The 24,707-nt window shown below is 74.2% G+C and carries 25 protein-coding genes; 9 read left to right on the forward strand and 16 right to left on the reverse strand.

Features of this window, described 5'->3' with window-relative positions; all coding sequences use genetic code 11:
* Positions 1-19 precede the first annotated feature (19 nt).
* Positions 20-694 (forward strand): hypothetical protein, encoded by a 675-nt coding sequence (locus AB0O21_RS05485; RefSeq protein ID WP_365166522.1) that lies wholly within the window; start codon positions 20-22, stop codon positions 692-694.
* Between the two features lie 12 nt (positions 695-706).
* Here AB0O21_RS05485 and AB0O21_RS05490 read toward each other — a convergent pair whose 3' ends face one another.
* The 3 genes from AB0O21_RS05490 to AB0O21_RS05500 all read right to left on the reverse strand — a co-directional run bounded on the left by AB0O21_RS05490 (position 707) and on the right by AB0O21_RS05500 (position 3,140).
* Positions 707-1,735 carry a hypothetical protein gene (locus tag AB0O21_RS05490; protein ID WP_365167123.1) on the reverse strand — a complete coding sequence of 343 codons (1,029 nt, stop codon included), beginning with the start codon at positions 1,733-1,735 and terminating at the stop codon, positions 707-709.
* 77 nt (positions 1,736-1,812) lie between these two features.
* Positions 1,813-2,430, reverse strand: a complete 618-nt coding sequence (locus AB0O21_RS05495; protein WP_365166525.1) for an ankyrin repeat domain-containing protein — start codon at positions 2,428-2,430, stop codon at positions 1,813-1,815.
* 176 nt (positions 2,431-2,606) lie between these two features.
* The gene (locus tag AB0O21_RS05500; RefSeq protein WP_365166527.1) at positions 2,607-3,140 is read right to left on the reverse strand and encodes a GNAT family N-acetyltransferase; all 534 of its coding nucleotides are present in this window, start codon (positions 3,138-3,140) and stop codon (positions 2,607-2,609) included.
* Between the two features lie 150 nt (positions 3,141-3,290).
* Here AB0O21_RS05500 and AB0O21_RS05505 point away from each other — a divergent pair, with 150 nt between their 5' ends.
* Positions 3,291-4,559 carry a sulfite oxidase gene (locus AB0O21_RS05505; protein WP_365166529.1) on the forward strand — a complete coding sequence of 423 codons (1,269 nt, stop codon included), beginning with the start codon at positions 3,291-3,293 and terminating at the stop codon, positions 4,557-4,559.
* A gap of 4 nt (positions 4,560-4,563) precedes the next feature.
* Here the strand turns inward: AB0O21_RS05505 and AB0O21_RS05510 are convergent, their stop codons facing one another.
* On the reverse strand, positions 4,564-5,736 hold the full coding sequence (locus AB0O21_RS05510; RefSeq protein WP_365166531.1) for an alpha/beta hydrolase: 1,173 nt from the start codon (positions 5,734-5,736) through the stop codon (positions 4,564-4,566).
* A gap of 81 nt (positions 5,737-5,817) precedes the next feature.
* Positions 5,818-6,822: a 2-oxoglutarate and iron-dependent oxygenase domain-containing protein gene (locus AB0O21_RS05515; protein WP_365166533.1), complete on the reverse strand. Its 1,005-nt coding sequence runs from the start codon at positions 6,820-6,822 to the stop codon at positions 5,818-5,820.
* 240 nt (positions 6,823-7,062) lie between these two features.
* Here AB0O21_RS05515 and AB0O21_RS05520 point away from each other — a divergent pair, with 240 nt between their 5' ends.
* Entirely contained in the window at positions 7,063-7,809 is a 747-nt protein-coding gene (locus tag AB0O21_RS05520) for a VOC family protein (protein WP_365167125.1), read from the forward strand.
* A gap of 24 nt (positions 7,810-7,833) precedes the next feature.
* Here AB0O21_RS05520 and AB0O21_RS05525 read toward each other — a convergent pair whose 3' ends face one another.
* The 3 genes from AB0O21_RS05525 to AB0O21_RS05535 are packed head-to-tail and all read right to left on the reverse strand — an operon-like array spanning position 7,834 to position 11,417.
* Entirely contained in the window at positions 7,834-9,924 is a 2,091-nt protein-coding gene (locus AB0O21_RS05525) for a xanthine dehydrogenase family protein molybdopterin-binding subunit (RefSeq protein ID WP_365166535.1), read from the reverse strand.
* Positions 9,925-9,945: 21 nt separating this feature from the next.
* The gene (locus AB0O21_RS05530; RefSeq protein WP_365166537.1) at positions 9,946-10,935 is read right to left on the reverse strand and encodes a xanthine dehydrogenase family protein subunit M; all 990 of its coding nucleotides are present in this window, start codon (positions 10,933-10,935) and stop codon (positions 9,946-9,948) included.
* Positions 10,932-11,417: a (2Fe-2S)-binding protein gene (locus AB0O21_RS05535; RefSeq protein WP_365166539.1), complete on the reverse strand. Its 486-nt coding sequence runs from the start codon at positions 11,415-11,417 to the stop codon at positions 10,932-10,934. Before AB0O21_RS05535 ends, AB0O21_RS05530 begins: the two co-directional genes overlap by 4 nt.
* A gap of 149 nt (positions 11,418-11,566) precedes the next feature.
* Here AB0O21_RS05535 and AB0O21_RS05540 point away from each other — a divergent pair, with 149 nt between their 5' ends.
* Positions 11,567-11,758, forward strand: coding sequence for a DUF6381 family protein (locus AB0O21_RS05540; RefSeq protein ID WP_365166541.1), 192 nt, complete (start codon positions 11,567-11,569; stop codon positions 11,756-11,758).
* Between the two features lie 79 nt (positions 11,759-11,837).
* On the opposite strand, the gene AB0O21_RS05545 is transcribed toward AB0O21_RS05540, so the two are convergent.
* Both AB0O21_RS05545 and AB0O21_RS05550 read right to left on the reverse strand, forming a co-directional pair.
* Positions 11,838-13,007, reverse strand: a complete 1,170-nt coding sequence (locus tag AB0O21_RS05545) for an agmatine deiminase family protein (RefSeq protein ID WP_365166544.1) — start codon at positions 13,005-13,007, stop codon at positions 11,838-11,840.
* 49 nt (positions 13,008-13,056) lie between these two features.
* A complete protein-coding gene (locus tag AB0O21_RS05550; protein WP_365166547.1) occupies positions 13,057-14,589 on the reverse strand; it encodes an APC family permease in 1,533 nt (510 codons plus the stop codon).
* A gap of 165 nt (positions 14,590-14,754) precedes the next feature.
* Between AB0O21_RS05550 and AB0O21_RS05555 the strand changes: the two genes are divergently transcribed.
* A complete protein-coding gene (locus tag AB0O21_RS05555; protein ID WP_365166550.1) occupies positions 14,755-15,417 on the forward strand; it encodes a TetR/AcrR family transcriptional regulator C-terminal domain-containing protein in 663 nt (220 codons plus the stop codon).
* A 189-nt stretch (positions 15,418-15,606) separates the two neighbouring features.
* Positions 15,607-17,337, forward strand: coding sequence for a VanW family protein (locus AB0O21_RS05560; protein ID WP_365166552.1), 1,731 nt, complete (start codon positions 15,607-15,609; stop codon positions 17,335-17,337).
* Between the two features lie 12 nt (positions 17,338-17,349).
* Here the strand turns inward: AB0O21_RS05560 and AB0O21_RS05565 are convergent, their stop codons facing one another.
* Positions 17,350-17,943, reverse strand: coding sequence for an HPP family protein (locus tag AB0O21_RS05565; RefSeq protein WP_365166554.1), 594 nt, complete (start codon positions 17,941-17,943; stop codon positions 17,350-17,352).
* A gap of 232 nt (positions 17,944-18,175) precedes the next feature.
* Between AB0O21_RS05565 and AB0O21_RS05570 the strand changes: the two genes are divergently transcribed.
* Positions 18,176-18,865 carry a M15 family metallopeptidase gene (locus AB0O21_RS05570; protein ID WP_365166557.1) on the forward strand — a complete coding sequence of 230 codons (690 nt, stop codon included), beginning with the start codon at positions 18,176-18,178 and terminating at the stop codon, positions 18,863-18,865.
* A 19-nt stretch (positions 18,866-18,884) separates the two neighbouring features.
* Here the strand turns inward: AB0O21_RS05570 and AB0O21_RS05575 are convergent, their stop codons facing one another.
* Positions 18,885-20,249, reverse strand: a complete 1,365-nt coding sequence (locus AB0O21_RS05575) for a M64 family metallopeptidase (RefSeq protein WP_365166559.1) — start codon at positions 20,247-20,249, stop codon at positions 18,885-18,887.
* Positions 20,250-20,390: 141 nt separating this feature from the next.
* On the opposite strand from AB0O21_RS05575, the gene AB0O21_RS05580 reads away from it, so the two are divergent.
* Positions 20,391-21,758, forward strand: a complete 1,368-nt coding sequence (locus tag AB0O21_RS05580; RefSeq protein WP_365166562.1) for a tetratricopeptide repeat protein — start codon at positions 20,391-20,393, stop codon at positions 21,756-21,758.
* Here AB0O21_RS05580 and AB0O21_RS05585 read toward each other — a convergent pair.
* The 4 genes from AB0O21_RS05585 to rpmB all read right to left on the reverse strand — a co-directional run bounded on the left by AB0O21_RS05585 (position 21,721) and on the right by rpmB (position 24,485).
* Complete coding sequence (locus AB0O21_RS05585) at positions 21,721-23,244, reverse strand: MFS transporter (protein ID WP_365166564.1); 1,524 nt, start codon at positions 23,242-23,244, stop codon at positions 21,721-21,723. The genes AB0O21_RS05580 and AB0O21_RS05585 overlap by 38 nt on opposite strands.
* A gap of 53 nt (positions 23,245-23,297) precedes the next feature.
* Positions 23,298-23,852, reverse strand: a complete 555-nt coding sequence (locus AB0O21_RS05590) for a helix-turn-helix domain-containing protein (RefSeq protein ID WP_365166567.1) — start codon at positions 23,850-23,852, stop codon at positions 23,298-23,300.
* A gap of 91 nt (positions 23,853-23,943) precedes the next feature.
* Positions 23,944-24,249: a 30S ribosomal protein S14 gene (gene rpsN, locus AB0O21_RS05595; RefSeq protein ID WP_365166570.1), complete on the reverse strand. Its 306-nt coding sequence runs from the start codon at positions 24,247-24,249 to the stop codon at positions 23,944-23,946.
* Positions 24,249-24,485, reverse strand: a complete 237-nt coding sequence (gene rpmB, locus AB0O21_RS05600; RefSeq protein WP_365166572.1) for a 50S ribosomal protein L28 — start codon at positions 24,483-24,485, stop codon at positions 24,249-24,251. The genes rpsN and rpmB overlap by 1 nt, the downstream gene beginning before the upstream one ends.
* A 57-nt stretch (positions 24,486-24,542) precedes the next feature.
* On the opposite strand from rpmB, the gene rpmG reads away from it, so the two are divergent.
* Complete coding sequence (gene rpmG, locus AB0O21_RS05605; RefSeq protein ID WP_365166574.1) at positions 24,543-24,707, forward strand: 50S ribosomal protein L33; 165 nt, start codon at positions 24,543-24,545, stop codon at positions 24,705-24,707.

The following is a 24,707-nucleotide window of genomic DNA, read 5'->3' on the forward strand; positions in this document are numbered from 1 at the left end:
GTTCGCGATGATGTCCGGCATGAATGCGATCAGCAGCATGGACCTCACCGGCTTCACCGAGCGGGAACCCGGCGTGTGGACCGACGACCGGGGCCTCGTCCTGTCGGTCCACTTCTTCGACCTCGTGCCGGACCTGCCGGCGCCGCTGGACCGGCCGGACCTCCTGCGGCACGGACTCGCCGTGTCCGTCGCCCGGGCCGGCGCGGGCCTGATCGAGGCGGTGACCGGCGAGGTGGACTCCGTCCCCGCCGTCCGGCAGCTGGTCAAGGTCCGGCGGCCGGACGGGCACGGCCAGGTCTTCCTCGGCTCCTGGACCGTGCCCCGGGCCGGCTGCAGCGCCGTGGTGAAGGTGCAGGCCGGCGAGGGCCCGATGACCGGCCTGCGGGAGGCCCTCGTCCTCGACCGGGTCGGACCGGAGCGCTACTTCACCCCGCACCCCTACGGTCCCGACGTCACGGGCGGGCTCCCGTACCACGTCGGCGACCACGAGGAGTGGGACGCGCAGTTCCCCGACCACCCGCTCACGCTGGTGCGTACGACGCTCGCGCGGATCGCCCCCACCGTGGTCCTGCAGGACGCCTTCAAGGCCCAGCCGCCCTTCAGCGCGCCCGCGCCCGCGCCTGCGCCTGCGCCTGCGCCTGCCGTCGAACCGGCCGCTCCCCGCCGCTGGTTCCGGCGCGGCCGGTCCTCCTGAGGGGCCGGGGGCTCACAGGACGGCGACGCCCAGGGGCCGGTCGCCCGCCGGGAGGCGGTGCGCGGTGCCCGTGGCCAGGTCCACCGTCGTGATGCCGTTCCAGTAGCCGTCACGGGTGTAGCCGCCCGTGACGTACGCGGTGCGGCCGTCGCGGGAGACCGCCACGGACTCGTGCGGACCGTCCAGCGGGTACACGCGTTCCGTGCCGTCCGGGGAACGGACCGTCAGTGAGGGGCCCTTGCCCTCGCCGGGCTCCACCGCTCCCGTGCCGACCACCAGGAGCCGTCCGTCGGGCGCGAGCGCGACCCCGTGCTGGTGGGTGTCGGCCGTCATCGGCTCGATGGCGGTGCGGCCGGTGCGCGGGTCGACCACCGCGAGCCGCTCGCCCTCGAACGGGAGCAGCAGCATCCCGTCGGCGGGGCGGACGGCCGTGTAGTGCGGCTTGAGCCAGGAGCCGAGCCCGCCCTCGGTTCCGTACGGGGCGACTTCGATGCGCCGCGACCGCAGGGAGCCGGCCTCCACGACGGTGACGTCGAAGGAGTCGTGTCCGGTGGCGTAGACCTCGGAGCCGTCGGCCGACACGTCCACGTCGAAGGGGCGCCGGCCCACCGGCACGACGGCGGTGACCTCGCGCTTCGCCGTGTCGATGACTTCCAGGACGCCCGTCCGGCCGGGCACGTTGACCCCGACGTAGGCGTGCGCGCCGTCGGGCGAGAGCGCGATGCCCATGCCGCCGCCGCGGTACTCGCCGTCGGTGGCGGGCCCGGTGCCGGTGCGGTACGGGATGTTCGCCACCCGGGTCCGGGTGTGGGTGTCGACGACCGCGACGCCCTCGGCCGTGGCCACCCAGGCGCGGCCGTCCGCGCCGACCGCCAGGCCGTACGGCGCCCGGCCCACCGGGACGGAGGCGACCGCGCCGCGCTCCGGGTCCACGAAGGTGACGGTGTCGGCCCCGAAGTCGGCGGTCAGCAGCAGCCCTTGCGGGGTCGGCGCGCCGGCCGGCAGCGGGGAGGCCGCGGACGGCGCCGGGCCGGGCGGCACGGTGGCGGCGCCCTGTTGGCACGCGCCGAGCAGCAGGGCGGCGGCGAGGGCGGTACGCGTGGGACGCGCGCGGCGGTTCACCGGCCGGTCCCCCGCTGCGCCTCGGCCGCGCGCAGGATCCGGGCCATGCCGTCGAAGCCCCGGCGGGCGGCGTGCTCGTACGGGGTCACCCCGTCGTGGTCGGGCAGTGCGGGGTCGGCGCCCGCCGCGAGCAGCAGGGCGACGATCTCCTCGTGGCGCGGGCCGCCGTCGCCGAGGATGACGGCCTCCAGCAGCGCGGTCCAGCCGAGCCGGTTGACGTGGTCGACATCGATGGCGGTCTCGTCGAGCACGGCGCGCACGTAGGCGGTGTGCCCGCGCTCGGCGGCCGGGATGAGGGAGATGCCGCCGAAGCGGTTGCGCTGCTTCAGGTCGGGCCCGGCCGGCAGCAGCAGGCGCATCATCCTGACGCTGCCGGTGACGCCGGTCACCAGCCAGGGGCTGTCCTCGCGCGAGTCGGGGGCGTTGGGGTCGGCTCCGGCGGCGAGCAGCAGTTCGGCCACGGCGAGGTGGTCGCCGAGCGCGGCGAGCAGCAGCGGGGTGCGCAGCTGGTCGTCGCGGGCCTCGACGGCGGCGCCCGCGGCGAGTGCGGCGCTCACCGCCGCCGCATCGCCGCGCCGGGCGCCGTCGAGGAGCAGTCGGTCGTGCGCGTTCATGGTGTCCCTCTCGGCTCCGGGGGCGGGGCCGGTTCGCCCTCCCTCTCCCCGGTCCATGCTCGCCCGGCCGGAGCGCCCGCCCGGTCCGCAAGCAGGGCGGAGCCCGCGAGCGGTCCGGTGGACCCGCGGGTCATCCGATCGGCCGATGCGCCGGTGCCGGAGCCGTGCGGAGGGGGTCAGGCCTCGTACTCGGTGAGGTCGATGCCGTGGATCTGCAGGAGGTAGCGGTGTTCGGGGTCGGTGGTGTCGCGTTCGTGGACCATGCCGAGCTTGCGGATGACGTTCTCGGATTCGTCGTTGCCGGCCCGGTTGACGGCGATCACCCGGTCGAGGCCGCGGTCCTGGAGGGCGAACTCGAGGGAGGCCTGGGCGGCCTCGGAGGCGTAGCCCTGGCCCCAGTACTGGCGGCCGAGGCGCCAGCTGATCGCGATGTCCGGGAGGGCTTCCGGGAGGTCTTCGGGCACGTACAGTCCGACGACCCCGATGAGCTCGCCCGAGGCGAGGAGTTCGACGGCGAAGAGGCCGAAGCCCTCCTCGTCCCACTCGTCCTCCATGCTCTCGATCTGCTCGGCGGTCTGGTCGAGGTCGAGGGTGGAGCCGTCGCCGATCCAGCGCATCACCTCCCGGTCGGCGTTGATCTCCGACAGGGGGACGAGGTCGTCGTCGGTCCATCGGCGCAGCAGGAGTCGGGGGGTGCGGATCTCGGTCATGGCCCCCATCCTGCCGAAGTTCGGGGGGTCGGCGGTAATCGGCCATTGCGGCGGTGTTGCGGGTTCGTGGCGGGATCGGCGGGAAGGTTCCGGCGGTCCGCCCCGGGCCGCTACGGTCCGTCGGAAATCGCGATCAAGGAGTCTCCGAGCATGCCCTTCGACCTGTCGGACGAGAGCCGGTACGACCGCACGCGCCTTCGGCAGTGGGCCCGCGGCAGCGCCCGGTCCGCCGGAGTGGACCGCCGCGACCTGCTCAAACTGCTCGCGGTCGGGGCGGCGGCCGGATCGCTGGGGCTGGGTGCGGCGGGCACGGCGGCGGCCTCGGGCACCGCGGCGGCGGCGCCGGGCATCCTCAAGCCGCTGCCGCCGGAGTTCTTCACCCTGCGCGGCACCAACGCGGAGACGAACTTCGCGGCGCTGCGCGGCACCGGCCCGCTCACCCCGGTCGACCGGTTCTTCGTGCGCAACCACACCTCCACCCCGCGGATCGACACCGCTGCCTGGCGGCTGGAGGTGTGGGGCGACGGACTGGCCGGCGGCCCGGTCGGCTTCTCGTACGAGCAGGTGCGCGCGCTGCGGCCCGTCGAGCGGACGCTGTTCATCGAGTGCGCGGGCAACGGGCGCAGCTTCTACGCCACGCAGCAGGGCCAGGCCGTCACCGGCACCCCCTGGACGCTGGGCGCGATCGGCGTGGCCCGCTGGCGCGGCGCGCGGCTCTCGGACGTGCTGCGGCTGGCGGGCGTGTCCCCCGGGGCGGTGGACGTGCTGCCGCGCGGGCTGGACGACGAGGTGGTGGCGAACGGGGTGAACCTCGGCCGGGTGCGGCGGCCGCTGCCGCTGGAGAAGGCGCTGGACGACGTACTGCTGGCGTACGAGATGAACGGGCAGCCGCTGCCGGCCGACCACGGCGGGCCGGTGCGTCTCGTCGTACCGGAGTGGGTCGGTATCTCCTCGATCAAGTGGGTCGGGGACATCGAGGTGAGCAGCCGGCCGCTGTACTCGCCGTGGAACACCGACATGTACCGCCTGTTCGGGCCCGAGCACCCGGCGCAGGGCAGCGCCCCGCTCGCCCGGCAGACCCTCAAGAGCGCCTTCGAGCTGGAGCTGGGCGCCGCCGTTCCCCTGCACCGGACACGGCTGCTGACGGGCCGTTCCTGGTCGGGCGCGGCCGCCGTCACCCGGGTGGAGGTGAGCACCGACGGCGGCCGCCGCTGGCAGCGGGCCCGGCTGCACGACGCCGCGCGCAGGGGCGGCTGGGTGCGCTGGTCGGTGCCGTGGACCCCGCGGACGGCGGGCGCGACGGCGCTGCTGGCGCGGGCGACCGACGCCACCGGGCGGACGCAGCCGGAGACGTCGGTCCACAACACGCAGGGCTACCTCTTCGACGCGGTCGTGCGGCACCCGGTGACGGTGGTCTGACCGGTCACGGGGTGTGGAAGCGGACTTCCGGCGCGTCTGCGGTCGGGCCGTCGAGCAGGGGCTGCGGGCGGCCGCGCAGGTGCTGGTCGAGGAAGGCGGCGACGTAGCGGCGGGTCAGCTCGACGGAGCGGCCGCCGGGCAGCGGGGCCGTCGGGTCGATCGACAGGCCCAGCTGTTCGCCGATCGCCGGGAAGTCGGAGAAGGTGAAGTGGCCGGAGCCGGCGAAGGTGATCCAGCGCTTCCAGCCGTCGAGCAGGGGCCAGTCGCGGTCCCAGCTCGGGTTGCCTCCAGGGCCGCGCTGCTGGGCGCCGAGCAGCATGAAGGGGCGCCCGCCGAGCCCGGCCGCGGGGACGGGCGTCGCGAGTCCGCCGTCCATGTTGACCCCGGCGCGGATCCTCGGGTCGGTCGCCATCGCGGCGACCGCGGAGGCGCCGCCGATGGAATGGCCCGCCATCGCGATGCGGGTTTCGTCGATGAGGCGGGAGTGGCGCCAGGCGGGGTGACGGCCGGTGAGGCGGTCCAGGAGGAAGGAGACGTCGCGGGCCCGGTTGTCGCTGACCGCCTTCATGGTGGCGGCCCCTGATTCGACCCTTTCGCAGGCCAGGCACTCCAGCACGCGCCCGCCGGGGAAGGCGGTGCCGACGCTCTCGTACGCGTGGTCCACCGAGGCGACCACGTAGCCGCGGGAGGCCAGGTCCTCGGCGAGCGCGGTGAGGGTGGAGCGGTGGACGGTGAACCCCGGTGAGAGGACGACCAGCGGGTACTTTCCGGCGACGGGCCGTGCGTTGGCACGGGAACGGGTCACCGTGCCGGTGAGGGTCTCGACCGGGATCACCTTGTCCAGGCCCCGGTCGACCAGCAGCAGCCGCGCCTCCTCGGCCGTGAGGTAGCGGGTCGTGCTGCCGGTGTCGCGCCGGGCCGGGTAGCGCATGGTGACCATCAGCTCGCGCGGCCCGGAGCCTGCCCAGGGATCGGTGCGGCCGTGGTCCACGAGGTGGAGCGTGTCGAGCCCCACGGAGAAACCGCCTGTGGGGCGCGGGAGTTCCACCACCGGGCCGCGGCTCCCGGCCGCGGCGGCTGGTGCTTCGGCGGCCGCCGACGTGCCGGCGGCGGCGAGCGGGACCGGAAGGAGCAGGGCAAGTAACGCGGCGGCGGCAGCTGTTCGGTATCGGCTCATGAGCCGAACCTACGGATCCCGACCCGCCGGATCGTCAACTCAAAGGAGGACGTCGGGGTCCCGCCAGGGGATGTCTCGCGGTCACTCCGAAGTCGTAGGCACGCTGATCGCGTCGAGTTTGCCCCGCAGGTACGCGTGCGAGTCGACCGGGTCGTGGACCACGCGGCCGATGGGGGCGGGGAGGGATTCCACGCGGGTGTGCGCGTCGCACTCGTAGAAGTAGACGAGGGAGATCAGTTCCTCGGCCGGGCTGTCGGCGGGCGGCGGCAGGACGCGGTGGCGGCCCGCTCGCCAGCGGTCGCCGGTCCAGCGGGCCATGAGGTCGCCGATGTTCACGGTGAGCGCCGCCGGGTCGTAGGGCGCGTCCTGCCAGCCGTCGGCGTCGGTGTGGATCTGGAGGCCGCCCGAGCCGAGCTGGCGGTCCAAGACCGTGACCGTGCCGAAGTCGGTGTGGGCGCCGATGCGGAACTGGCCGGGCAGCGGCGGGCCGACGGTGTCGGTGCCGGGGTACCAGTTGAGGTTGAACCCCCAGGTGGGGTGTGAGGTGTGGCGGGTGAAGTGGTCCTCTTCGAGGCCGAGGGCGGTGGCCAGCAGTTCCAGCAGCTCGTCGGAGAGGGCCCGCATCAGGTCCAGGTACTCGGCCACCAGCGGCCGCAGCGAGGGGACCTCGGCCGGCCAGGTGTTGGGCCGGAACCATTCGGCGTCCACGGCGGGCACCCCGGTGGGCTCGTCGGCCGCGAAGGACCAGGACTCCTTGAGGTCGGGCGGGGAGGGCTCGCCCTCCGCGTAGCTGTTGGCCTCGGCTCCGGGTCCGAGCCAGCCCCGGCCGCCGACCGTGACGGCGTACGGCTCCTTCACCGCGGCCGGCAGCCGGAAGAACTCCCCCGCCGCCTCCCGGATCCGCGCGGGCAAGGCCGGGTCCACGCCGTGCCCGGTGACCAGCAGGAATCCGGCCGCGCGCAGGGCCTCGTCGACGCGGGCCGCCGTACGGGCCCGGGCGTCGGGGTCGCCGGACCGCCACGGCCCGAGATCGATGACGGGCACGACGGGAACGACGGGAACCACCGGAACCGGGGAACCGACCATGGGAGACCTGCCTTCCGAGGGTGCGGGCGCGCGTCCGGGACGAGGCTAGCGCCGCCCGGGACGGAGCGGTATCACCACACAGCGTGACGACCGGCCACCTCTCGTGCACGAAGGGGGCCATCGGCGGTGAAGGTCCTCCCGGAAAGGCCCAGAATGGGACCGGGGGCCCCACGAGGGACGGAGCGAGCGGTGGAGATTTCGACGAGGGAGGTCTTCGGGGCTCCCTGCTGGGTGAGCCTGATGGCCCGCGACCTCGACACGGCGCAGCGGTTCTACGGTGCGGTCGCGGGCTGGACGTTCCGGCCGGCCCGCCTCGGCGAGGCCTTCTCGGTGGCGATGCTGGACGGCGTCCCGGTGGCGGGCATCGGCGCGCTGGCCGGGGACCTGGCGGTCGCGGTGGCGTGGACCCCGTACTTCGCCGTGGACGACGCCGACGTGGCGGTGGACCGGATCCGGGAGCGCACCGGCACGATCGCGGTCGGTCCCGTCTCCTTCGAGTCCGGCGGCCGCGGGGCGCTCGTCGCCGACCCCGACGGGGCGGTGTTCGGGATCTGGGAGGGCGATGTGGCGGCGGACTGGCGGGTGGGCAAGGGCCCGGCGCCGGCCTGGCTGGAGCTGCGCACCAGGAACGCGCTGGACGCGGCGATGTTCTACGGCGCGGTGCTGGAGTGGGCCACCGAGCGCCCCGGCTGCTGCGAGGTCAGCTACGAGGAGGACCAGGTGGTGCTGCGGCAGGACGGCATGCCCGTCGCGCGGCTCAACAGCGGCCCGGTCGAGCTGGCGTCGTACTCCCCGCACACCCGTCCGCGCTGGCACGTCCACTTCCGGGTGCCGAAGCTGCGCCCGGCGATCGAGGCGGCCGTGGCGCTCGGCGGCCGCACCGTCTCGGACATCATCTCGAACGCCGAGGAGCGCTGGGTGACGCTCCGCGACCCGGACGGGGCGCTGTTCACCCTCACCACCGCCCTCGGGGCGGACACGGTCTGAGACAGACCGGCTGACCGTCCGGGCTCAGCCGAGGACCGCCAGTACCCGGTCCGGGGTGAGCGGCAGTTCGCGCAGCCGGTGCCCGGTGGCGTGGTGGACGGCGTTGCCGATCGCGGCGGCCACCCCGACGATGCCGATCTCCCCGATGCCCTTGCCGCCCAGGGGGCCGAGGTGTTCGTCGTGCTCGTCGATCCAGTGCGCCTCGATGCCGGGTACGTCCGCGTGCCCGGGCAGGTGGTAGGAGGCCAGGTCGCTCTCGGCGAAGTCCCCGTAGGCCGGGTCGACCGAGCTGTGCTCGGTGAGGGCCATGCCGAGGCCCATCACCATGCCTCCGACGAACTGCGAGCGCGCGGTGGTCGGGTTCAGGATGTGCCCCGCCGCATAGACCCCGAGGAGCCGGTGTACGCGTACCTCGCCGGTGACGGTGTCGACACGGACCTCGGCGAAGTGCGCGCCAAAGGAGTGGCGGGCGTACGGGGGCTTCTCCTTGGCCGCCCGGGTGGTGTCGGCGGTCGCGGAGATCCCTTCGGGCGGCAGCGGCCCGTGGTGGCCGGCCAGCCGGGCGGCGAGGGCGGTGCAGGCCTCGTGGACGGCCCAGCCCCAGGAAGCGGTGCCGGCGGAGCCGCCTGCGAGGGGGGCCAACGGGAGGCTGGTGCGGCCGATGGCCACGGTGACGGCATCGGCCGGGACTCCGAGGGCGTCGGCGGCCACCTGGGTGAGGACGGTACGGGCGCCGGTGCCGAGGTCGGTGGCGTTGAGCTCGACGAGGTGGTCGCCGCCGGGCCGGGCGGTGGCGCGGGCGGTGGAGGGGGCGATCCAGACGGGGTAGGTGGCGGAGGCCACGCCGACCCCGCACAGCAGCGGCCCCTCCCGGCGCGGGGTGCGCAGGGCGGACCAGCCGAACCGTTCCGCGCCCTCGCGCAGGCATTCGACCAGGTGGCGGCTGCTGAAGGGGCGGCCGGAATCCGGTTCGACGGCGGGCTCGTTGCGGATCCGCAGCTCGATCGGGTCCATCCCGAGGGCGTCGGCGAGTTCGTCCATGGCCGATTCCAGGGCGTACATGCCGGGGGTCTCGCCGGGGGCCCGCATCCAGGAGGGGGTGGGGACGTCCAGGGGGACGACGCGGTGGCTGGTGCGGATGTCCGGTACGGCGTACATGATCCGGGTGGGCACGGCGGCCTGCTCGACGAACTCGCTCACCCGGGAGGTGTGGGCGGTGACGGTGTGGGTGAGGGCCGTGAGGGTGCCGTCGGGGCGGGCGCCCAGCGCGAGCCGGTGGAGCGTGGGCTCCCGGTGCCCGACGGTGGCGGCCAGGTGGCGCCGGGGCAGGGAGAGCGTGACGGGGCGGCCGGTGTGCAGGGCGGCCATGACCGCCAGGACGACGTGGGGGCGCGGGGTGCCCTTGCAGCCGAAGGCGCCGCCGACGTGTTCGGAGACGACCTCGACCTGGTCCTCGGGCAGGCCGAAGAGGGCGGCGAGGGTCATCCGGACGATGCCCGCGCCCTGGCTGGAGTCGTGGACGGTGAGGCGGCCCGGCCCGGGGTCCCAGGCGGCAGTGGCTGCATGGGGCTCCATGGGGTGGTTGTGCAGGGGCGGCACGCGGTAGGCGCAGTCGATCCGTACGGGTGCGGCGGCGAGCGCCGTGTCCGGGTCGCCCTGTTCGCGGAAGGCGGGGTAGCCGCCGTTGACCTCTTCGGGGGTGTAGGCGTCCGGGTGGTCCTCGTACAGGACGGACTCGTGCGGCTCGGTCGCGTAGTCGATCCGTACCGCTTCGGCGGCGGCGCGGGCGCCTTCCGGGGTGTCGGCGACGGCGAGCGCCACGTACCAGCCGCGGTGCGGGACGGCGGGGTCCTGGAGGACGCGCAGGGTGGGGTCCGGCCAGGGGCCCAGGCGGGGCGCGTCGTACGGGGTGAGGACGGCGAGGACGCCGGGGAGGGCCAGGGCGGCGGCCGTGTCGACGGCGGTGACGCGGCCGCGCGGGACGGTCGCGGGCACGGGCCAGGCGTAGGCGCAGCCGGGCGGGACGTGGTCGGCGGCGTAGCGGGCGGCGCCCGTGACCTTCTGCGGGCCCTCGGTGCGGACGGTGGGGGTGCCGAGTGCGGGGTGCGGCGGCATGGGGGCTGCTCCTCCGGGGGCTTACGGGGTGGCGAGTGCGCCGAGGACGTCGCAGGCGAGGTTGCGGGCGAGGGTGACCTTGAAGGCGTTGTCGCGCAGCGGCCGGGCCTCGGCCAGTTCCGCGTCGACCGCCCGCCGGAAGGTGTCGGGGGTCGGCCGGGCCCCGGTCAGCGCCCGCTCGGCGGCGGTGGCGCGCCAGGGGCGGTGGGCGAGCCCGCCGAAGGCGAGGGCGGCATGCCGGACCAGGCCCTCCTCGGGGTCGACGTCGAGGACGACGGCGACGGAGGCGAGCGCGAAGGCGAACGAGGCCCGGTCGCGGGCCTTGCGGTACCGGGAGCGGGCGCCGGGCGCGGCCGGCGGCAGCAGCACCCCGGTGACGATCTCGCCGTCCCGGATCTCGGTGTCCCGTTCGGGGTGGTCCCCCGGCAGCCGGTGGAAGGCGGTGGCCGGCACGGTGCGGGTGCCGTGGACCCCGTACAGCTCCACGTCGGCGTCGAAGGCGGCGAGGGCTACGGCCATGTCCGAGGGGTGGGTGGCGACGCAGTGGGTGGAGTGGCCGAGCACGGCGTGGTCGCGGTGGATGCCGTCGAGCGCGGAGCAACCGGTGCCGGGCGCCCGCTTGTTGCAGGCTTTGGAGAGGTCCTGGAAGTAGGTGCACCGGGTCCGTTGGAGGAGGTTGCCGCCGGTGGTGGCGACGTTGCGGAGCTGCGCGGACGCTCCGGCGAGCAGGGCCTGGGCGAGGGCCGGGTAGCGGGTGCGTACGAGGGGGTGCGCGGCCACGTCGGCGGCGCGGGCGGTGGCTCCGATGAGGAGTGCGCCGCCGGGCCGCTCCTCGATGGCGTGGAGCGGGAGCCGGGAGAGGTCGACGAGCGTGCCGGGGCGTTCGACGCCGAGCTTCATGAGGTCCACGAGGTTGGTGCCGCCGCCGAGGTAGCGGGAGCCGGGGTGGGCGGCGTGCGCCTGGGCGGCTTCCCGGAGGGTGGCGGGCCGTACGTAGCCGAAGGGCTTCATCCGGCCACGTCCCGGACGGCCCGGACGATGGCCGGGTAGGCGCCGCAGCGGCAGAGGTTGCCGCTGAGCCGTTCCCGGATCTCCCCGTCGGTGAGCACCGCCGGGCCGTCGGGCTCGTTGTCGGCTTCGGCGAGGGCGCCGACGGCGGAGCAGAGCTGGCCGGGTGTGCAGAAGCCGCACTGGAAGGCGTCGCGTTCGACGAACGCCCGCTGGAGGTCGGCGCCGACCTCGGTTTCGGCGAGCCCCTCCACGGTGGTGACCTCCGCGCCGTCCTGGGCGACCGCGAGCAGCAGGCAGCTGTAGGCCCGCCGCCCGTCGAGGAGGACGGTGCAGGCGCCGCACTGGCCGTGGTCGCAGCCCTTCTTCGCCCCGGTGAGGCCGAGGTGGTCGCGGAGGGCGTCGAGCAGGGTGACGCGGTGGTCGGGCCGCAGGGCGTGGTCCGTGCCGTTGACGCGCAGCGTGATGGGGGAGCTTCGGGTCACGACCACAGGTTCGCCGAGCGGCGGCGTCCCGGCATCCGCGGTCGGCCATTCGCGCCGGGTCACGCTGGGTGACGGTTCGAGATGCGTGTGCGGCGCAGTGCTGGTTCGCTGAATCCGCCCGCTCTCCCCCACTGATCCAAGGAGCGATCATGAGCGTTTCAGGCGAGTCCCGAGGCCGGTCCCAGCAGATGCGCGCGAAGGCCCAGGAGCTGAACGATGCGGCCGAGCGTTCGACCGACCCGGAAGAGCGCCGTCGGCTGAAGGAGAAGGCCCGCCGACTCCAGGAGCAGAGCGAGCAGGAGGCCGGCCGGATGGACGACCGGGGCATGGACCCCATGTAGCCGGACGTCCCCACAGGCCACAGGCCGGTGCCCGCCGCGACCCCCATCGCGGCGGGCACCGGCCGGTGCCGTTTCCGGGCTATTGCACGTGGGGCACGTGCTGCGTCACGCAGTGGACGCCGCCGCCGCCCCAGGCGAGGACCCGCGCCCTCGCACCGACCACCTCCCGGCCGGGGAAGAGGGCGGCGAACTCGCCGAGCGCGAGGGCGTCGGCCGGTTCCCCGGCCGTGGGTACGACGACGCTGCCGCTGGTCAGGTAGTAGTTCGTGTAGCTGAAGGTCTCCACCGCGAGCCCGTTCTGGCGGAAGTGCGGCTGGTGGTGCATCTCCACCACCTGGAAGGGACGGCCGCAGGCGTCGGTCGCGGAGGCGAGCACCGCCTTGTTCGCGGCCATCCGGGCGTGATTGGGGCTCGCGGGGTCGGGCTGGGTGTGGAGCAGGAGCCGGGCGGGGCCCAGGTAGGCGGCGACGAGGTCGACGTGTCCGTTGGTGATGTCGTCCCCGTGGAGGCCGTACGGCAGCCAGATCACCTTGCTCGCTCCGTACGCGGCGAGCAGCTCGGCCTCGATCTGCGCACGGGTCATGCCGGGGTTGCGGTTGGGGTGGAGCAGACACTCCTCGGTGGTGATGAGGGTGCCCTGTCCGTCGGTGAGGACGGCTCCGCCCTCCAGGACCATGTCGACGGGCCGGCGGGTGTCACCCAGGTGGGCGCACACGCCGACGGGGAGGAAGTCGTCCTTGTCGTACGGGTACTTGCCGCCCCAGCCGTTGAAGGCGAAGTCGAGGCCGGTGCGGGCCGTCCGGGCGGGGTTGACGGCGAAGATCGGGCCGGTGTCCCGGGTCCAGCAGTCGTTGATCGGGTACTCGATGACGGTGACCGAGCTGCCGCACTGCTGGCGCGCCTGCGCCGCCGTGCCCGGCTCGGCCACCATGAGCACCGGCTCGAACCGGGCGATGGCCCGGGCGATTCCGGCGATCTCGGCCTGTACGTCGGCGAGCAGGCCTCCCCAGCCGACCTGCCGGTCCCAGGGCCAGGCCATCACGCAGCCGGCGTGCGGTTCCCATTCGGCGGGTGCGTGGAGCGGGTCCGCGCTCTCCGCGGCGAAGGCGGTGTGACCGAGCAGCGGGAGGGCGGCGGCCGAGAGGGCCGCGGCGGTGAAGCCTCGGCGCGTCATGCGCGGGCGGAGCGGGGCGCGCGAGCCGTGCGGGGCGCGCGAGCCGGCCGGGCCGTGGGCGGGTGGCAGGTCCATGACAGTACTCCTTCGATGCGATGCGGATGCCGGAACGAGGGGGCTCGGTTCAGCGGCTCTCGGCGGCGAGGGCGTCCGCGCCGGGCGCGGCGCTCCCCTGGCCCTGCTCGCGCTGCTCCTGCGCGGCGCGGATCGCGCGCTGGGGCTTCTTGGCCACGAGGTAGAGCAGGCCCACCGTGACCACCACGCCGATGCCGAGCAGGCCCGCCCAGATCTGGTACCAGGGGGCTCCGGGCGGCGCGAGGATGGCGCGCGGCCAGCAGACGTTGACCACCTCGAAGGCGGTCCAGAGCACGGCCAGCACGTTCAGGAAGGTGCCCTTGCGCCCGAGCCGGATGTGTCCGGAGGGGACCCAGGTCCCGCGCAGCCGGGCGATCAGCGCGGCCAGGGCGACCAGGAAGAACGGCAGGAAGGTGGCCGCGGTGCCGAAGGCGATCAGGCTGCCGATGGCGGTGGCGTTCAGGCCGAGGAGCAGGCCGGTGCAGCTGACCAGGGTGGAGGCGATCAGCCCGCCGATGGGCGCCTGGCGGCGGTTGACCTTGCGCACCTGGCGGGAGAAGGGGAAGCCGCCGTCGCGGGCCAGCGAGTACACCCCTCGGGCGGCGCCGCCCTGGGAGGCCATGGCGCAGGCGAGGAAGCCGACGAGGACCACGGCGACGAACGGCTTGTCCGACCAGGAGCCGAAGGCGGTGGTGACGGCGGTGGTCACCGGGTCGAGGTCCTCACCGGCGACGACGGCCTGCGGCGAGGGGTGGGCGAGGGCGACTGCCATCGCGTTGAGGATGACGACGAGGCCGACGCTGAGCAGTGCCCACCACATGGCGCGGGGCACCTGGCGGCCGGCGTCCTTGGTCTCCTCGGCGGTGGACACGCAGGCGTCGAATCCGATGAAGCCCCAGCCGGCGACAGCCAGTACGGCCAGGAACGCCATCGTGGTCGAACCGCCGGAGAGCTCCTCGGCGCCCAGCGTCTCGGTGAACAGCGCGAAGCCGTGCTCGCGGAAGAACAGCAGCAGCGCGAAGCCGACCAGCACGGAGGCGATGGCCTCGGCGGCGATGCCCAGGGAGACGAACCAGCTCAGGATCCTGATCCCGTACGCGTTGACCAGCATGCAGGCCAGCAGGATCCCGGCGGCCACGGCGACCATGGAGCCGGGCGTGGGGGTGGCGCCGACGAGGGCGAAGACCCAGGGGGCCGCCAGGTAGGCGACGGTGGTGTTGCCGAACATGACGGCGAACTGCCACACCCAGCCGCTCATCCAGCCGAAGGACGGGCCGAGCAGCCGGCGCCCCCACTGGTAGGGCCCGCCGGCGAGCGGCCACTGGGAGGCCAGCTCGGAGTAGACGTTGACGACGAGGCACTGGCCGAGCAGCACGATCGGCAGCGCCCACACCCAGGCGGGCCCGGCGATCATCGTGCCGACCATCGAGACGGCGTACAGGGCCACGACGGGCGAGACGACGGCGAAGCCCATGGCGATGTTGCCGAGGACGCCGAGGCTGCGGTTCAGCTCCTGGGTGTAGCCCAGGTCGGTCATCCGGGCCGCGTCGGCGTCTGGGCGGGTGGAGGGAAGGTCTGGCATGCGTACCTCTCACGGAGCAGGAACGGGCCGGGCGGGCGGCGCGTTCCGAGAGCTAAATCTAACGTTGTTAGGTTGAGGGATTGCGGGGACCTTAACCCGACCCGGACTCCAGGGGAAGACCCTGCCAACGGGTAACCTGGCGGCCACGAACGAGGGGGATCACACGTGGGCCGACCGAACCAGCCGCTGCTCAGCCGCGGGAACATCGCCCGCGCGGCCCTCGAGCTCCTCGACGAGGAAGGCCCCCAGGCCCTCAAGATGCGCACGCTCGCCGACCGCCTCGGAGTGAAGGGGGCGTCGCTCTACCACCACGTGGCGTCCAAGGAGGACGTGCTCGACGCGGTCTCGGAACTGATCAACGAGGAGATCGACCTGAGCCCGCTCGACGGGCCCGACTGGCGCGCGGGGATCGCCGCGTACGCCCGCGGCTACCGCCGGGTCTACCTGCGCCATCCCAACGCGATCGCGCCCGCGGCCCGCCGCCAGGTCGAGGCGGACCGGGCACTGCGCGGCTACGACGCCCTGCTCGCCGCCCTCGTCCGGGCGGGCTGCACCCCGGCGCGGGCCGCCGAGGCGGCCGCCGCCATCGACTACCTGGTCCTGGGGTCCGCGCTGGAGACCTTCACGGCGGGCTTCACCCGCCCCGCCGACGAGTACCGCCCCGCGTACCCGGCCCTGGCCGACTCCCTCGCGGACGCCGCGGCCACCGGCGAGGGCCTGGCCGCGCTCGACGACCGCGGCTTCGAACTGGGTCTCGGGCTGCTGCTCGACGGTCTGTCCGCCCAGGTGGTGCAGCCGGAACCCGGGGCACCTTTGCCCGGTTTGTGAGAACCATTACCTTCTCGCCTGAATGGCCCCTTTCCGGGGTCATGATGGGTGACCGGATCGGTCATCTACGCGCCCCTGCCGCGGCCTGCGAGCCGCGCGCCGACGGTCGGCGCCACAAGGAGAGACGTGCGACCTTCGGGCAGCTGGAGTGGTAACTGGCGGATCGCGTTGCCGGTGGCGGGAGGCGCCGTGGTGCTGGGACTGGGCGGCCTCTACGCCGCCGGGCTCGCGGTCGGCGACGACATCGCCGCCGACACCCGGGTCCGGGGCGTGGACATCGGCGGCATGAGCCGCGCGCAGGCGGAGCACACGCTGGCCGGCGCGCTCGGGCCGCGGGCCGCCGCCCCGCTCACCGTCCTCGTCGGCGACCGCCTCGCGCAGGTCGCCCCCGCCTCCGTCGGGCTGTCCCTGGACACCGCCGCGACCGTCGACCGCGCCGCCCGCGCGGGCCACGGGCCGGTCGGCGTCATCGGCCGGCTGTTCGCCTCCGGCGACCCGGACGTCGAGCCCGTGGTCCGCACGGACGAGAAGACCGCCCGGGCCGGGGTCGACCGGCTCCGCGCGGACACCGCGCAGCAGGTCCGCGACGGATCCATAGCCTTCCACGACGGCAAGCCGCGGGTGGTCGCCGCGCAGCCCGGCGTCACCCTCGTCCAGGACCGGGTCTTCGACACGCTCCGGGACGCCTACCTGAGCCCCCGCCCGGACGGCGGCCCCGTCGCCCTGCCGGTCCGGAAGACCGAGCCTCGCGTGGGACCGGACGAGACCGGACGGGCCCTGCGCGAGTTCGCGGAGCCGGCGGTGTCCGGGCCCGTCACCCTCACCGTGGCCGGCACCCCCGTCCCGGTTTCCCCGGCCGTCCTCGGCGCGCACCTGAAGATGGAGGCCGACGCCCGCGGCCGCCTGGTGCCGTCCCTGGACTCCGGCGGCCTGCTCGACGATCCCGCCGTGGCCGGCCCCCTCGGGGAGAACACCGAGCCGCGCGACGCCGTGATCGGCCTGGACGCGAACGGCCGGGCCGTGGTCACCGAACCCAGCCGCTCCGGACACCGGGTCACCGAGACGGCCCTCGGCCGGGCCGTCATGCCCCTGCTGACCCGCTCGGGCGCCGACCGCCGGGCCGAGGTGGCCGCCACCGCCGTCGCGCCGGAGTTCACCGACGCCGAGGCGCGGGGCCTCGGCATCAAGGAGAAGCTCTCCTCCTTCACCGTCGCGTTCCCGGCCGCCCCGTACCGGTCCACGAACATCGGCCGGGCAGTGGAGCTGATCAACGGCTCCGTGGTGATGCCGGGGCAGGAGTGGAGCTTCAACCGCACGGTCGGCGAGCGCACGAAGGAGAACGGCTTCGTCGACGGCATCATGATCAACGACGGCCAGTACGTGAAGTCGCCCGGCGGCGGCGTGTCCGCGGTCGCCACCACGATGTTCAACGCCGTGTTCTTCGCCGGCCTCAAGCCGGTCGAGTACGGAGCGCACTCCTTCTACATCGAGCGCTACCCCGAGGGCCGGGAGGCGACCGTCGCCTGGGGCAGCCTCGACCTGCGCTGGCTCAACGACTCGGGGCACCCCGTCTACGTCCGGGCCCAGTCGAACGACACCTCGCTGACGATCACCCTCCTGGGGACGAAGAAGTACGACGAGATACGCGCGACGAAGGGTCCGCGCACCAACGTCACCCCGCCCGCCAAGCGCACGGGCACCGGCCCGGCCTGCGAGGTCCAGACGCCCCTGGAGGGCTTCGACGTCAAGATCGGCCGGATCTTCGTCAAGGACGGCCAGGAGGTCAGGCGCGAGGAGCACACCACCCACTACACCCCGCGCGACGAGGTCGTCTGCGATCCCGACCCGGCGCCCTCCACCACGCCGGACGCCGCCCCGTCGGCGGGCCCGCAGGCGCTTCCGGCACCCGGGGCGGCGTAGCCCCGTACCGCGTCACCACCAGTAGACGGGGTAGCTCCGGGCCTTGCGGCGCACGCGGGAAGCGGCGTAGCCGGTCAGGACGAGCAGGACGGTCGCGCCGAACAGCAGCGGGATGAACCGGCCCGGGGCGGGGGTCTGGAGCACGATGATCACGGCGGTGGCGACGGCCGGCGAGTGCGGGGTGCGGGCGACCATGTTGAGGCCGAGCGTGAGGCCGGCCGCCACGGCGGCCGCCCAGGCGCTGCTGCCCGCCGCCGCGAGGACCGCGTAGCCCACGGCGCTGCCCGCCAGGTGGCCGATGACCAGGTTGCGCGGCTGGGCGAGCGGCAGCGTCGGGGCGCTGTGGACCAGCGCGGCGCTCGCGGCCAGCGGGGGTATCAGCACCGGCTCGTGGATCAGCGCGCCGATCGCGACGAGGCCCAGCAGGACCGTGGTCGCCGCCGCGATGCTGTGCAGGGCAGCCGCCGGGGCGGGCCTGGCCGGAGCCCGGACGGTGACCGCCGGCCACCGGCGCGGCGGGGCGCTGTCGGGTGCCGGGGCTGCGGCCGTGACTGCGGCTGGGGTGGCGGGTGGGGGCTGCGTGCGGGGCGCGGCGTTCGAGCTCATTTCAGGGGTTTCCGGGCAGGCGGCCGCCGGGGCGGCCGGGGCAGGGCAGGACGACGCCGGGCGAGGGTGGTGCCGGGGCGGTGTGCCCCCGGGGCGCTGGCGGCCCGGGGACATTCCGGACGACTCTACCTGCCGGGTCGCCGAAGCCCCCGGCCGAGGGGGTGGCTCCGCTCCGGCGGGGGCCCGGATGCGCCCGCGGGCCACCGGAAAGCCCGGACCGTAGAGTGGACGTGTGCGCCCCACGCGCCCGGCGCCCGCCTCGCTGATCGCGGCCCTCGTGTTGTGCGCGAGCGCGACACCCGGATGCTCGCCGTCTCAGCAGACGCAGCTCCGGGCTCCGGTACGGGCCGCCGCGCACGTGCTCGCGGCGGAGGTCACGGACGTTCCCGCGGGGAAACTCGCCACGACCCTCCGGGCGGGGTGCCCGGTACCCCCGGAGCGGCTGCGGCTGATCCGGGTGAACCACTGGGGCTTCGACGGCAAGGTCCACCGCGGTGAGCTGATCGCCCACGGCGACGCGGTCGCCCCGCTGCTGCACGTCTTGGAGCGGGCCTTCGGGGCCCGCTTCCCTATCCGGCGGATGCGCGTGATGGCCGAGTACCGCGGCGACGACGCGGCGGCCATGGCCGCCGACAACACCTCGGCGTTCAACTGCCGGCCGGTGACCGGGGACCCCGGGAAGCTCTCGCGGCACGCCTGGGGCCTCGCGGTGGACATCAACCCGGTCGAGAACCCGTACGTGGACGTGCGCGGGAAGGTGCACCCGACAGCGGGCCGGGCGCACCTTCGACGGGACCCGGCGCGCCCCGGAATGATCACGGAGGACGGCGTCGTCGCCACCGCGTTCCGCGAGGTCGGCTGGCACTGGGGCGGCACCTGGTCCCACCCCGACTACCAGCACTTCTCCGCCGACGGCGGGTAGACCACCGGAGCTGCCGGCCCTAGAGGCGGACGCTCCAGGCGGCCGTGGAGCGCAGGGTCCGCAGGAGCTTCGGGTCGCGGACCGACGGGGTGCGGTCCTCGACCGTGACCGACAGCCGGTGCGTGCGGAGGTCGAAGATCCAGAGGTCGGCCACGGCCACCTCGGTCCGGCCCTCGAAGCGCTTCAGCTCCTTGCCGTCGAGGTACCAGCGCACCACCGGCTGGCGCCCGTCCGCGCCCTCCAGCCTCGGGACGGCCGCCTTCGCCGTGTCACGGACCCGCAGGGTGCGGTCGGTCGGGGTGAGCGCGGTCGCGATCCGGGCGTGCCGGTAGAAGCCGGCGATCATCGACTCGACGCCGGGGAGGTTGAACGGCTTGCCCAGCACCCGCATGATCGAGTTCTCGGTGGGCCGGTAGAGCCCGGTGACGTAGTAGCCGCCGCCCTCGTACGCGCCGACCGCGCCGCCGTCCGGCGACGGCTCGCCCAGCCAGCGGTGCCACTTGGCGCGCTGGGTGGCCATCCGGTCCGCGGTCAGGCCCGAGATGTTGGTGTCGGCGGGCTCGGGGCCGGTGTACTTCTCGTAGTCCGGGACGCCCGGGTAGAAGTACTCGTCGGCGAGCTTGCCCAGCGAGTGCCCGGTTTCGTGGATGGCGACCTGGCCGGACTTGGCGTGCCCCGCGGAGGCCGTCGAGATCCCCTCGTAACCGAGGGTGGCGCTGGGCTCGTTGTAGCCGGCCCCGCCGTACTTGGCGCTGTTGGCCAGCACGATGACCAGGTCGGCCTCCGGCGCCTTGGCCACGTACGCGTCGACCTTCGCCTGGTCGACGCACAGGAGCCGCTCGATGCCCTCGCACCAGAAGTACGAGCCGACCGCGGTGTCGCGCACGGTGGCCTGGTCGGGGTCGCCGGTCACGCCGGACTCGCGGGAGACCGCGTCGACCGTCCAGACGTTGAAGAGGTTCCGGTAGGTGGTGTACGGCTCGACGGCGGTCACCTCGGCCCATTTCCCGGCCGCGTCGGCGTGGAAGCGGTCCAGTTCGGCGGCGGTGTAGCCGTCGCCGACGACGACGACGTCGAGGCGGTCGGCGGTGGGGCCGTTGTCGACCAGCTTGGTGACCGCCCCGTCGGCCATCCGTTCGGCCTCGGAGAGCCGGCCGCCGCTCTTCGCCGGTCCGGCACCGCCCGCCGGGACCAGCGCGTGGCCGGATCCGGCGTCGGCGCCGTGTTCCGGTCCGGGTATCTCGACCTCCACCCGGGGCTTCGCCGACGGCTCGCCGGCGCCGGCGCGGGCCGGGCCGGCGGCCACCAGAACGGCGGTCGCGCAGGCCGCCGCGGCGGCCGCGCGCAGGGCGGCGCGCACGCCGAGGCGTGTACTGACGTCCATGAAGTCATCCCCCGTGAAAGGAAGTTAAGTGAGCCGATAACCGGACTGAAGCAGCTGCTTAAACTAGGTGGGGTGCCGGGGCGTGCGCAATGGTCCATTCCCCTTGAATACTTGGGGAGTTCGAGCAATCAGGGAGTGTCCATGGACGAACCGGCCCGTATCGGGCGCAGAGTTCAGCGTCTTCGCAGTGGACTCGGCCTGACCCAACGGCAGTTGGCCGAGCCCTCCTACACCTCCGCCTACATCTCCACGCTGGAGTCGGGCAAGGTCCGCCCCTCCGAGACCGCGCTGCGCTTCCTCGCCGGGCGCCTGGGCACCTCGTACGAGGAACTCGCCACGGGCCGCCCCGCCCATCTGGCCACCGAGCTGCGCCTCGCCCTAGCCGACGCCCAGCAGACCCTCGCGACGGGTGAGGCCGACGGGGCCGCCGACCGCTACCGGAGCCTGCTCGCCCGGGCGGAGGAGCTGGCCCTGGCGCCCGAGCAGGCGGAGGCCCGGCTCGGGCTGGGGGAATGCGCCCTCGAATCCGGTGAACTGACGGAGGCCATACGCCACTTCGAGGCGGCCGAGCAGCTCCTGGCGGGCGAGCCGCTCCCCCGCCGGGCCCGCCCGATCCGGGGCCGCGCCGTCGCGCACCTCCTCTCCGGCGAGCTGCGCTACGCCTGCTACCTCCTCGAATCCACCATCGACGAGCTGGGCGCGAGCGGGCTGGCCGACCCGGAGGCACTGGTGCTGCTCTACGCGGCGGTGATCGGGCCCTACATCGACATGGGCGCCCACGCCCGCGCCGCGCACGCGGCCGAGCTGGCGCTCGCGCTGGCTCCGCAGGTCGGCGATCCGGCGCTGGTGGCGGGCATGCACCGGCAGGTGGCCCGGACCTTCCTCGCCGAGGGGCGGGTGGCCGACGCCGACGCCTCGCTCGCCAAGGCCCAGGCGATCTACGGCCAGCTGCGGCTGCGGACGGACCTCGCGCACTGCCACTGGATGCGCGGCTACGTCCAGGCCCAGAACGGTGAACTCGCGCTCGCGGAACAGGAGTTGCGCACGGCCCGGGAGATGCTCTCGGCCCGCCGGGCCGCCCTGTACACGGCGCAGGTGGAAGTGGAGCTGGCGGACGTACTGCGCCGGCTCGGCCGGCACGAGGAGGCCGCCGCGCTGCTGTCGGAGCTGCTGGAGCTGGGGGAGCGCCACGGCGCGGTGCACGCGGGCGGCGCCCACCGGCTCCTCGGGCTGATGGCCGAGGAGCGCGGCGAGACCGAGGCCGCCGAGCGGCACTACGTACAGGCGCTGGCACTGCTGGAGCGCAGCGGCGCGACGGGCGATCTGGCCGACCTGTGCCGGCTGCTGGGCGATCTGCTGCGGCGCACGGGCCGGGTGGAGGCGGCGTTGGACGCCTACCGCACGGGGCTCGGGCACCGGGCGGCGCCGGGCACCACCACCCTGGGCCCGGCGCCCGCGGCCTTCGGCCCGGTCAGTGGTTCTCGGTGGGCTGGAGGTCGTGCGGAATGAGCGCCCAGGTGGTGGCCGCGGCGGCGACCGCGAGGGCGCCTCCCATGAGGAACGCGGGGGTGATCGCCAGGGTGTAGGCGTGCGAGGCCGCGTCGATCAGGGCCTGCCCGACGGCGCCGCCGAGCCGTTCCGCGGTGTGCGCCGCCTCGCCGACGGAGTCCCGGACGGCGGCCGCCGTGGGTCCGTCCAGTTCCAGGGCGGGCAGGTTGCCGCGGTAGAGCGCCGCGGCCGTGGAGCCGAGGATGGCGACGCCCATGGCCGAGCCCAGTTCGTAGCAGGTCTCCTCGATCGCGGCGGCGCTGGACACCTCGGCCGCCGGGGCGGCGGAGATCAGCGTCACCGAGGCGACGGTGGTCGCGAGGCCGGCACCGAGGCCCATGACGGTCAGGGCGGCGGCGAAGGCGGGGTAGCCGAGGTCGGTGAACTGCTGGAACACCCACGGCATGGCCATTCCGGCGGCGAGCACGACCAGTCCGGCGCCGAGCACGTGGCGGATCGCGAAGCGCTGCATGAGGGCGGGGGCCACCATCGAGGCGACGATCAGCGCGAGCGGTGCGGGCAGCAGCCGCAGCCCGGCCTCGAGCGGCGTGTAGCCCTGCCCGTACTGGAACCACTGGGTGACGAGGAACAGGATCGCGCCCATGCCCACCATGGGCAGGAAGATCGCGGTGGCGGCCACGCTGAAGGCCGGCTTGGCGAACAGCCGCACCTGGAGCAGCGGGTGCGGCACGCGCAGCTGGCGGCGTACGAAGACGGTCAGCGCGACGGCGGCGACGAGGAGCAGGGCCCAGGGCAGCGGGTCGGCGACACCGCTCTTGCCGAGCTGCTTGATGCCGCCCGCGAGGGCCAGCATGCCGACGATGGACTGGCCGACGCCCCACCAGTCCCAGGCGCCGGTGGAGCGCGGGGCGCGCGATTCGGGGAGGTAGCGCAGGCCGGTCGCGACGATCAGGGCGGCGACGGGGAGGTTGAGGAGGAAGGCGGAGTGCCAGCCGTAGTCCTGGACGAGCAGCCCGCCGACGACCGGGCCGAAGGCCATGCCGCCGCCGAAGACGGCGGCCCAGACGGCGAGGGCGAAGGCGCGTTCCTTGGCGTCGGTGAAGACGCTGCGCAGGATCGACAGGGTGGACGGCATGATGGCCGCGCCGCCGACGCCGAGCAGGGCGCGGGCCGCGATCACGTGCCAGGCCTCGGTGGACAGCACGGCGATCAGCGAGGCCAGCGAGAAGATGCCGAAGCCGGCCATGAGCAGGCGCTTGCGGCCCCAGCGGTCGCCGAGCGCGCCCGCGGTGACGAGCAGGCCGGACAGGGCGAGCGCGTAGATGTCGATGATCCACAGCTGCTGGACCGCGCCCGGCTGGAGGTCGCCGACGAGGGAGGGGAAGGCCACGTTGAGGATCGTGGTGTCCATGGAGATGAGCAGGAGACTGCCGGAGAGGATCGCCAGGACGATCCACCGACGGGGGTCCTGCGAGGGGGTGTGCATGGGATTCCGTTCGGGTTCGAGCGGGGTTCGGTGCTCGGGAGTTGGGGTGCGGGCTACGCGGTGGGCCGCGCGCCGCCGAGGAAGGAGGTCAGGATCAGGTGGCCGATCTGGCGGGGCGCGAGGTGTCCGTCGCGTACGCCCTCGGCGGCCGCGTCGAGCAGGCCCCAGAGCGAGTACCAGATCCAGTACGGCGGGAGGTCGGCGCGCAGCCGGCCCAGCCGCTGGCCCAGGGCGAGGAAGGCGAGGGCGCGCTGGTCCTGCCGGTCCAGGCCGGCCCGGAACTCGGGGTCCGCGAGGACGGTGGCGTCGCGCGAGGTGAAGCCGTACAGGTGCGCGGCGGGCAGCAGGGCGACGACCAGTTCCTCGAGGGCGGCGTCGAAGGCGGCCCCGTCGGCGTCCTGCGGCAGGTCGACGGGGGTGAGACAGGCGTCCACCACGTGGATGGCCCGGACCGCGACGGCCTTCAGCAGGGCTTCGCGGGTCGCGTAGCGGCGGCTGAGGGTGGCCCGGCTGGTTCCGATGCCCGCGGCGATCTGCACCATCGAGGCGCTGTGGTCGCCGGCGAGGACGCGGGCGGCCGCGTCCAGTAGTTCTTCTTCGTGCACCATGGTGAGCCTCCTTCGCCTCGGATGATACAAAACTGTCTCACCCGAGGCAAAGTTGGTCCACTTCTTTACGGGATCACCCGCCCGCCGGGGGTCACCAGGAGGACTTGACGACCCCCGGGAGCAGGCCGGCGTGGGCCTGTTCGCGCATCCGGACGCGGGAGAGCCCGAACTTCCGCAGGTATCCGCGGGGCCGGCCGTCCACGCCGTCCCGGTTGCGCACCCGGGAGGCACCGGCGTCGCGGGGCTGCCCGCGCAGCTCCGCGAGTGCGGCCCGCCGCTGGACTTCCGTCGAGGAGGGCCTGCGCAGGACCTCCTTCAGCTCGGCCCGCCGGGCCGCGTACCGCTCGACGATGACTTTGCGCCGGTCGTTGCGCGCGATCTTGCTCTTCTTGGCCATCAGACCTTCACCCCGCGGGCGCGGATCCGCGCCACGGCCGCCTCGACCCCGATCAGGTCGACGGTCTTGATCGCCTTGGCGCTGAGCACCAGGCGGACGTAGCGGCCCTCGCCGGCCAGCCAGTAGCGCTTGCGCTGGATGTTGGGATCGAAGCGGCGCGAGGTGCGCCGGTGCGAGTGGGAGATGTTGTTGCCGAAGCCCGGCCGGGCGCCGGTCAGCTGACAGTGGGCGGACATGAACGTCCCTCCTGGATCGCTTATTGAAAATGATTGCCGTTGTCGTATAGTAGCGGCATGGCACGCAACGAGATACGCCCGATCGTCAAGCTCCGCTCCACCGCCGGAACCGGGTTCACCTACGTCACCCGCAAGAACCGCCGCAATGACCCGGACCGGCTGGTCCTGCGCAAGTTCGACCCGGTGGTGCGCCGGCACGTCGACTTCCGCGAAGAGCGCTGA

The organism is Streptomyces sp. NPDC091371 (genome assembly GCF_040684275.1).
GTDB lineage: Bacteria > Actinomycetota > Actinomycetes > Streptomycetales > Streptomycetaceae > Streptomyces.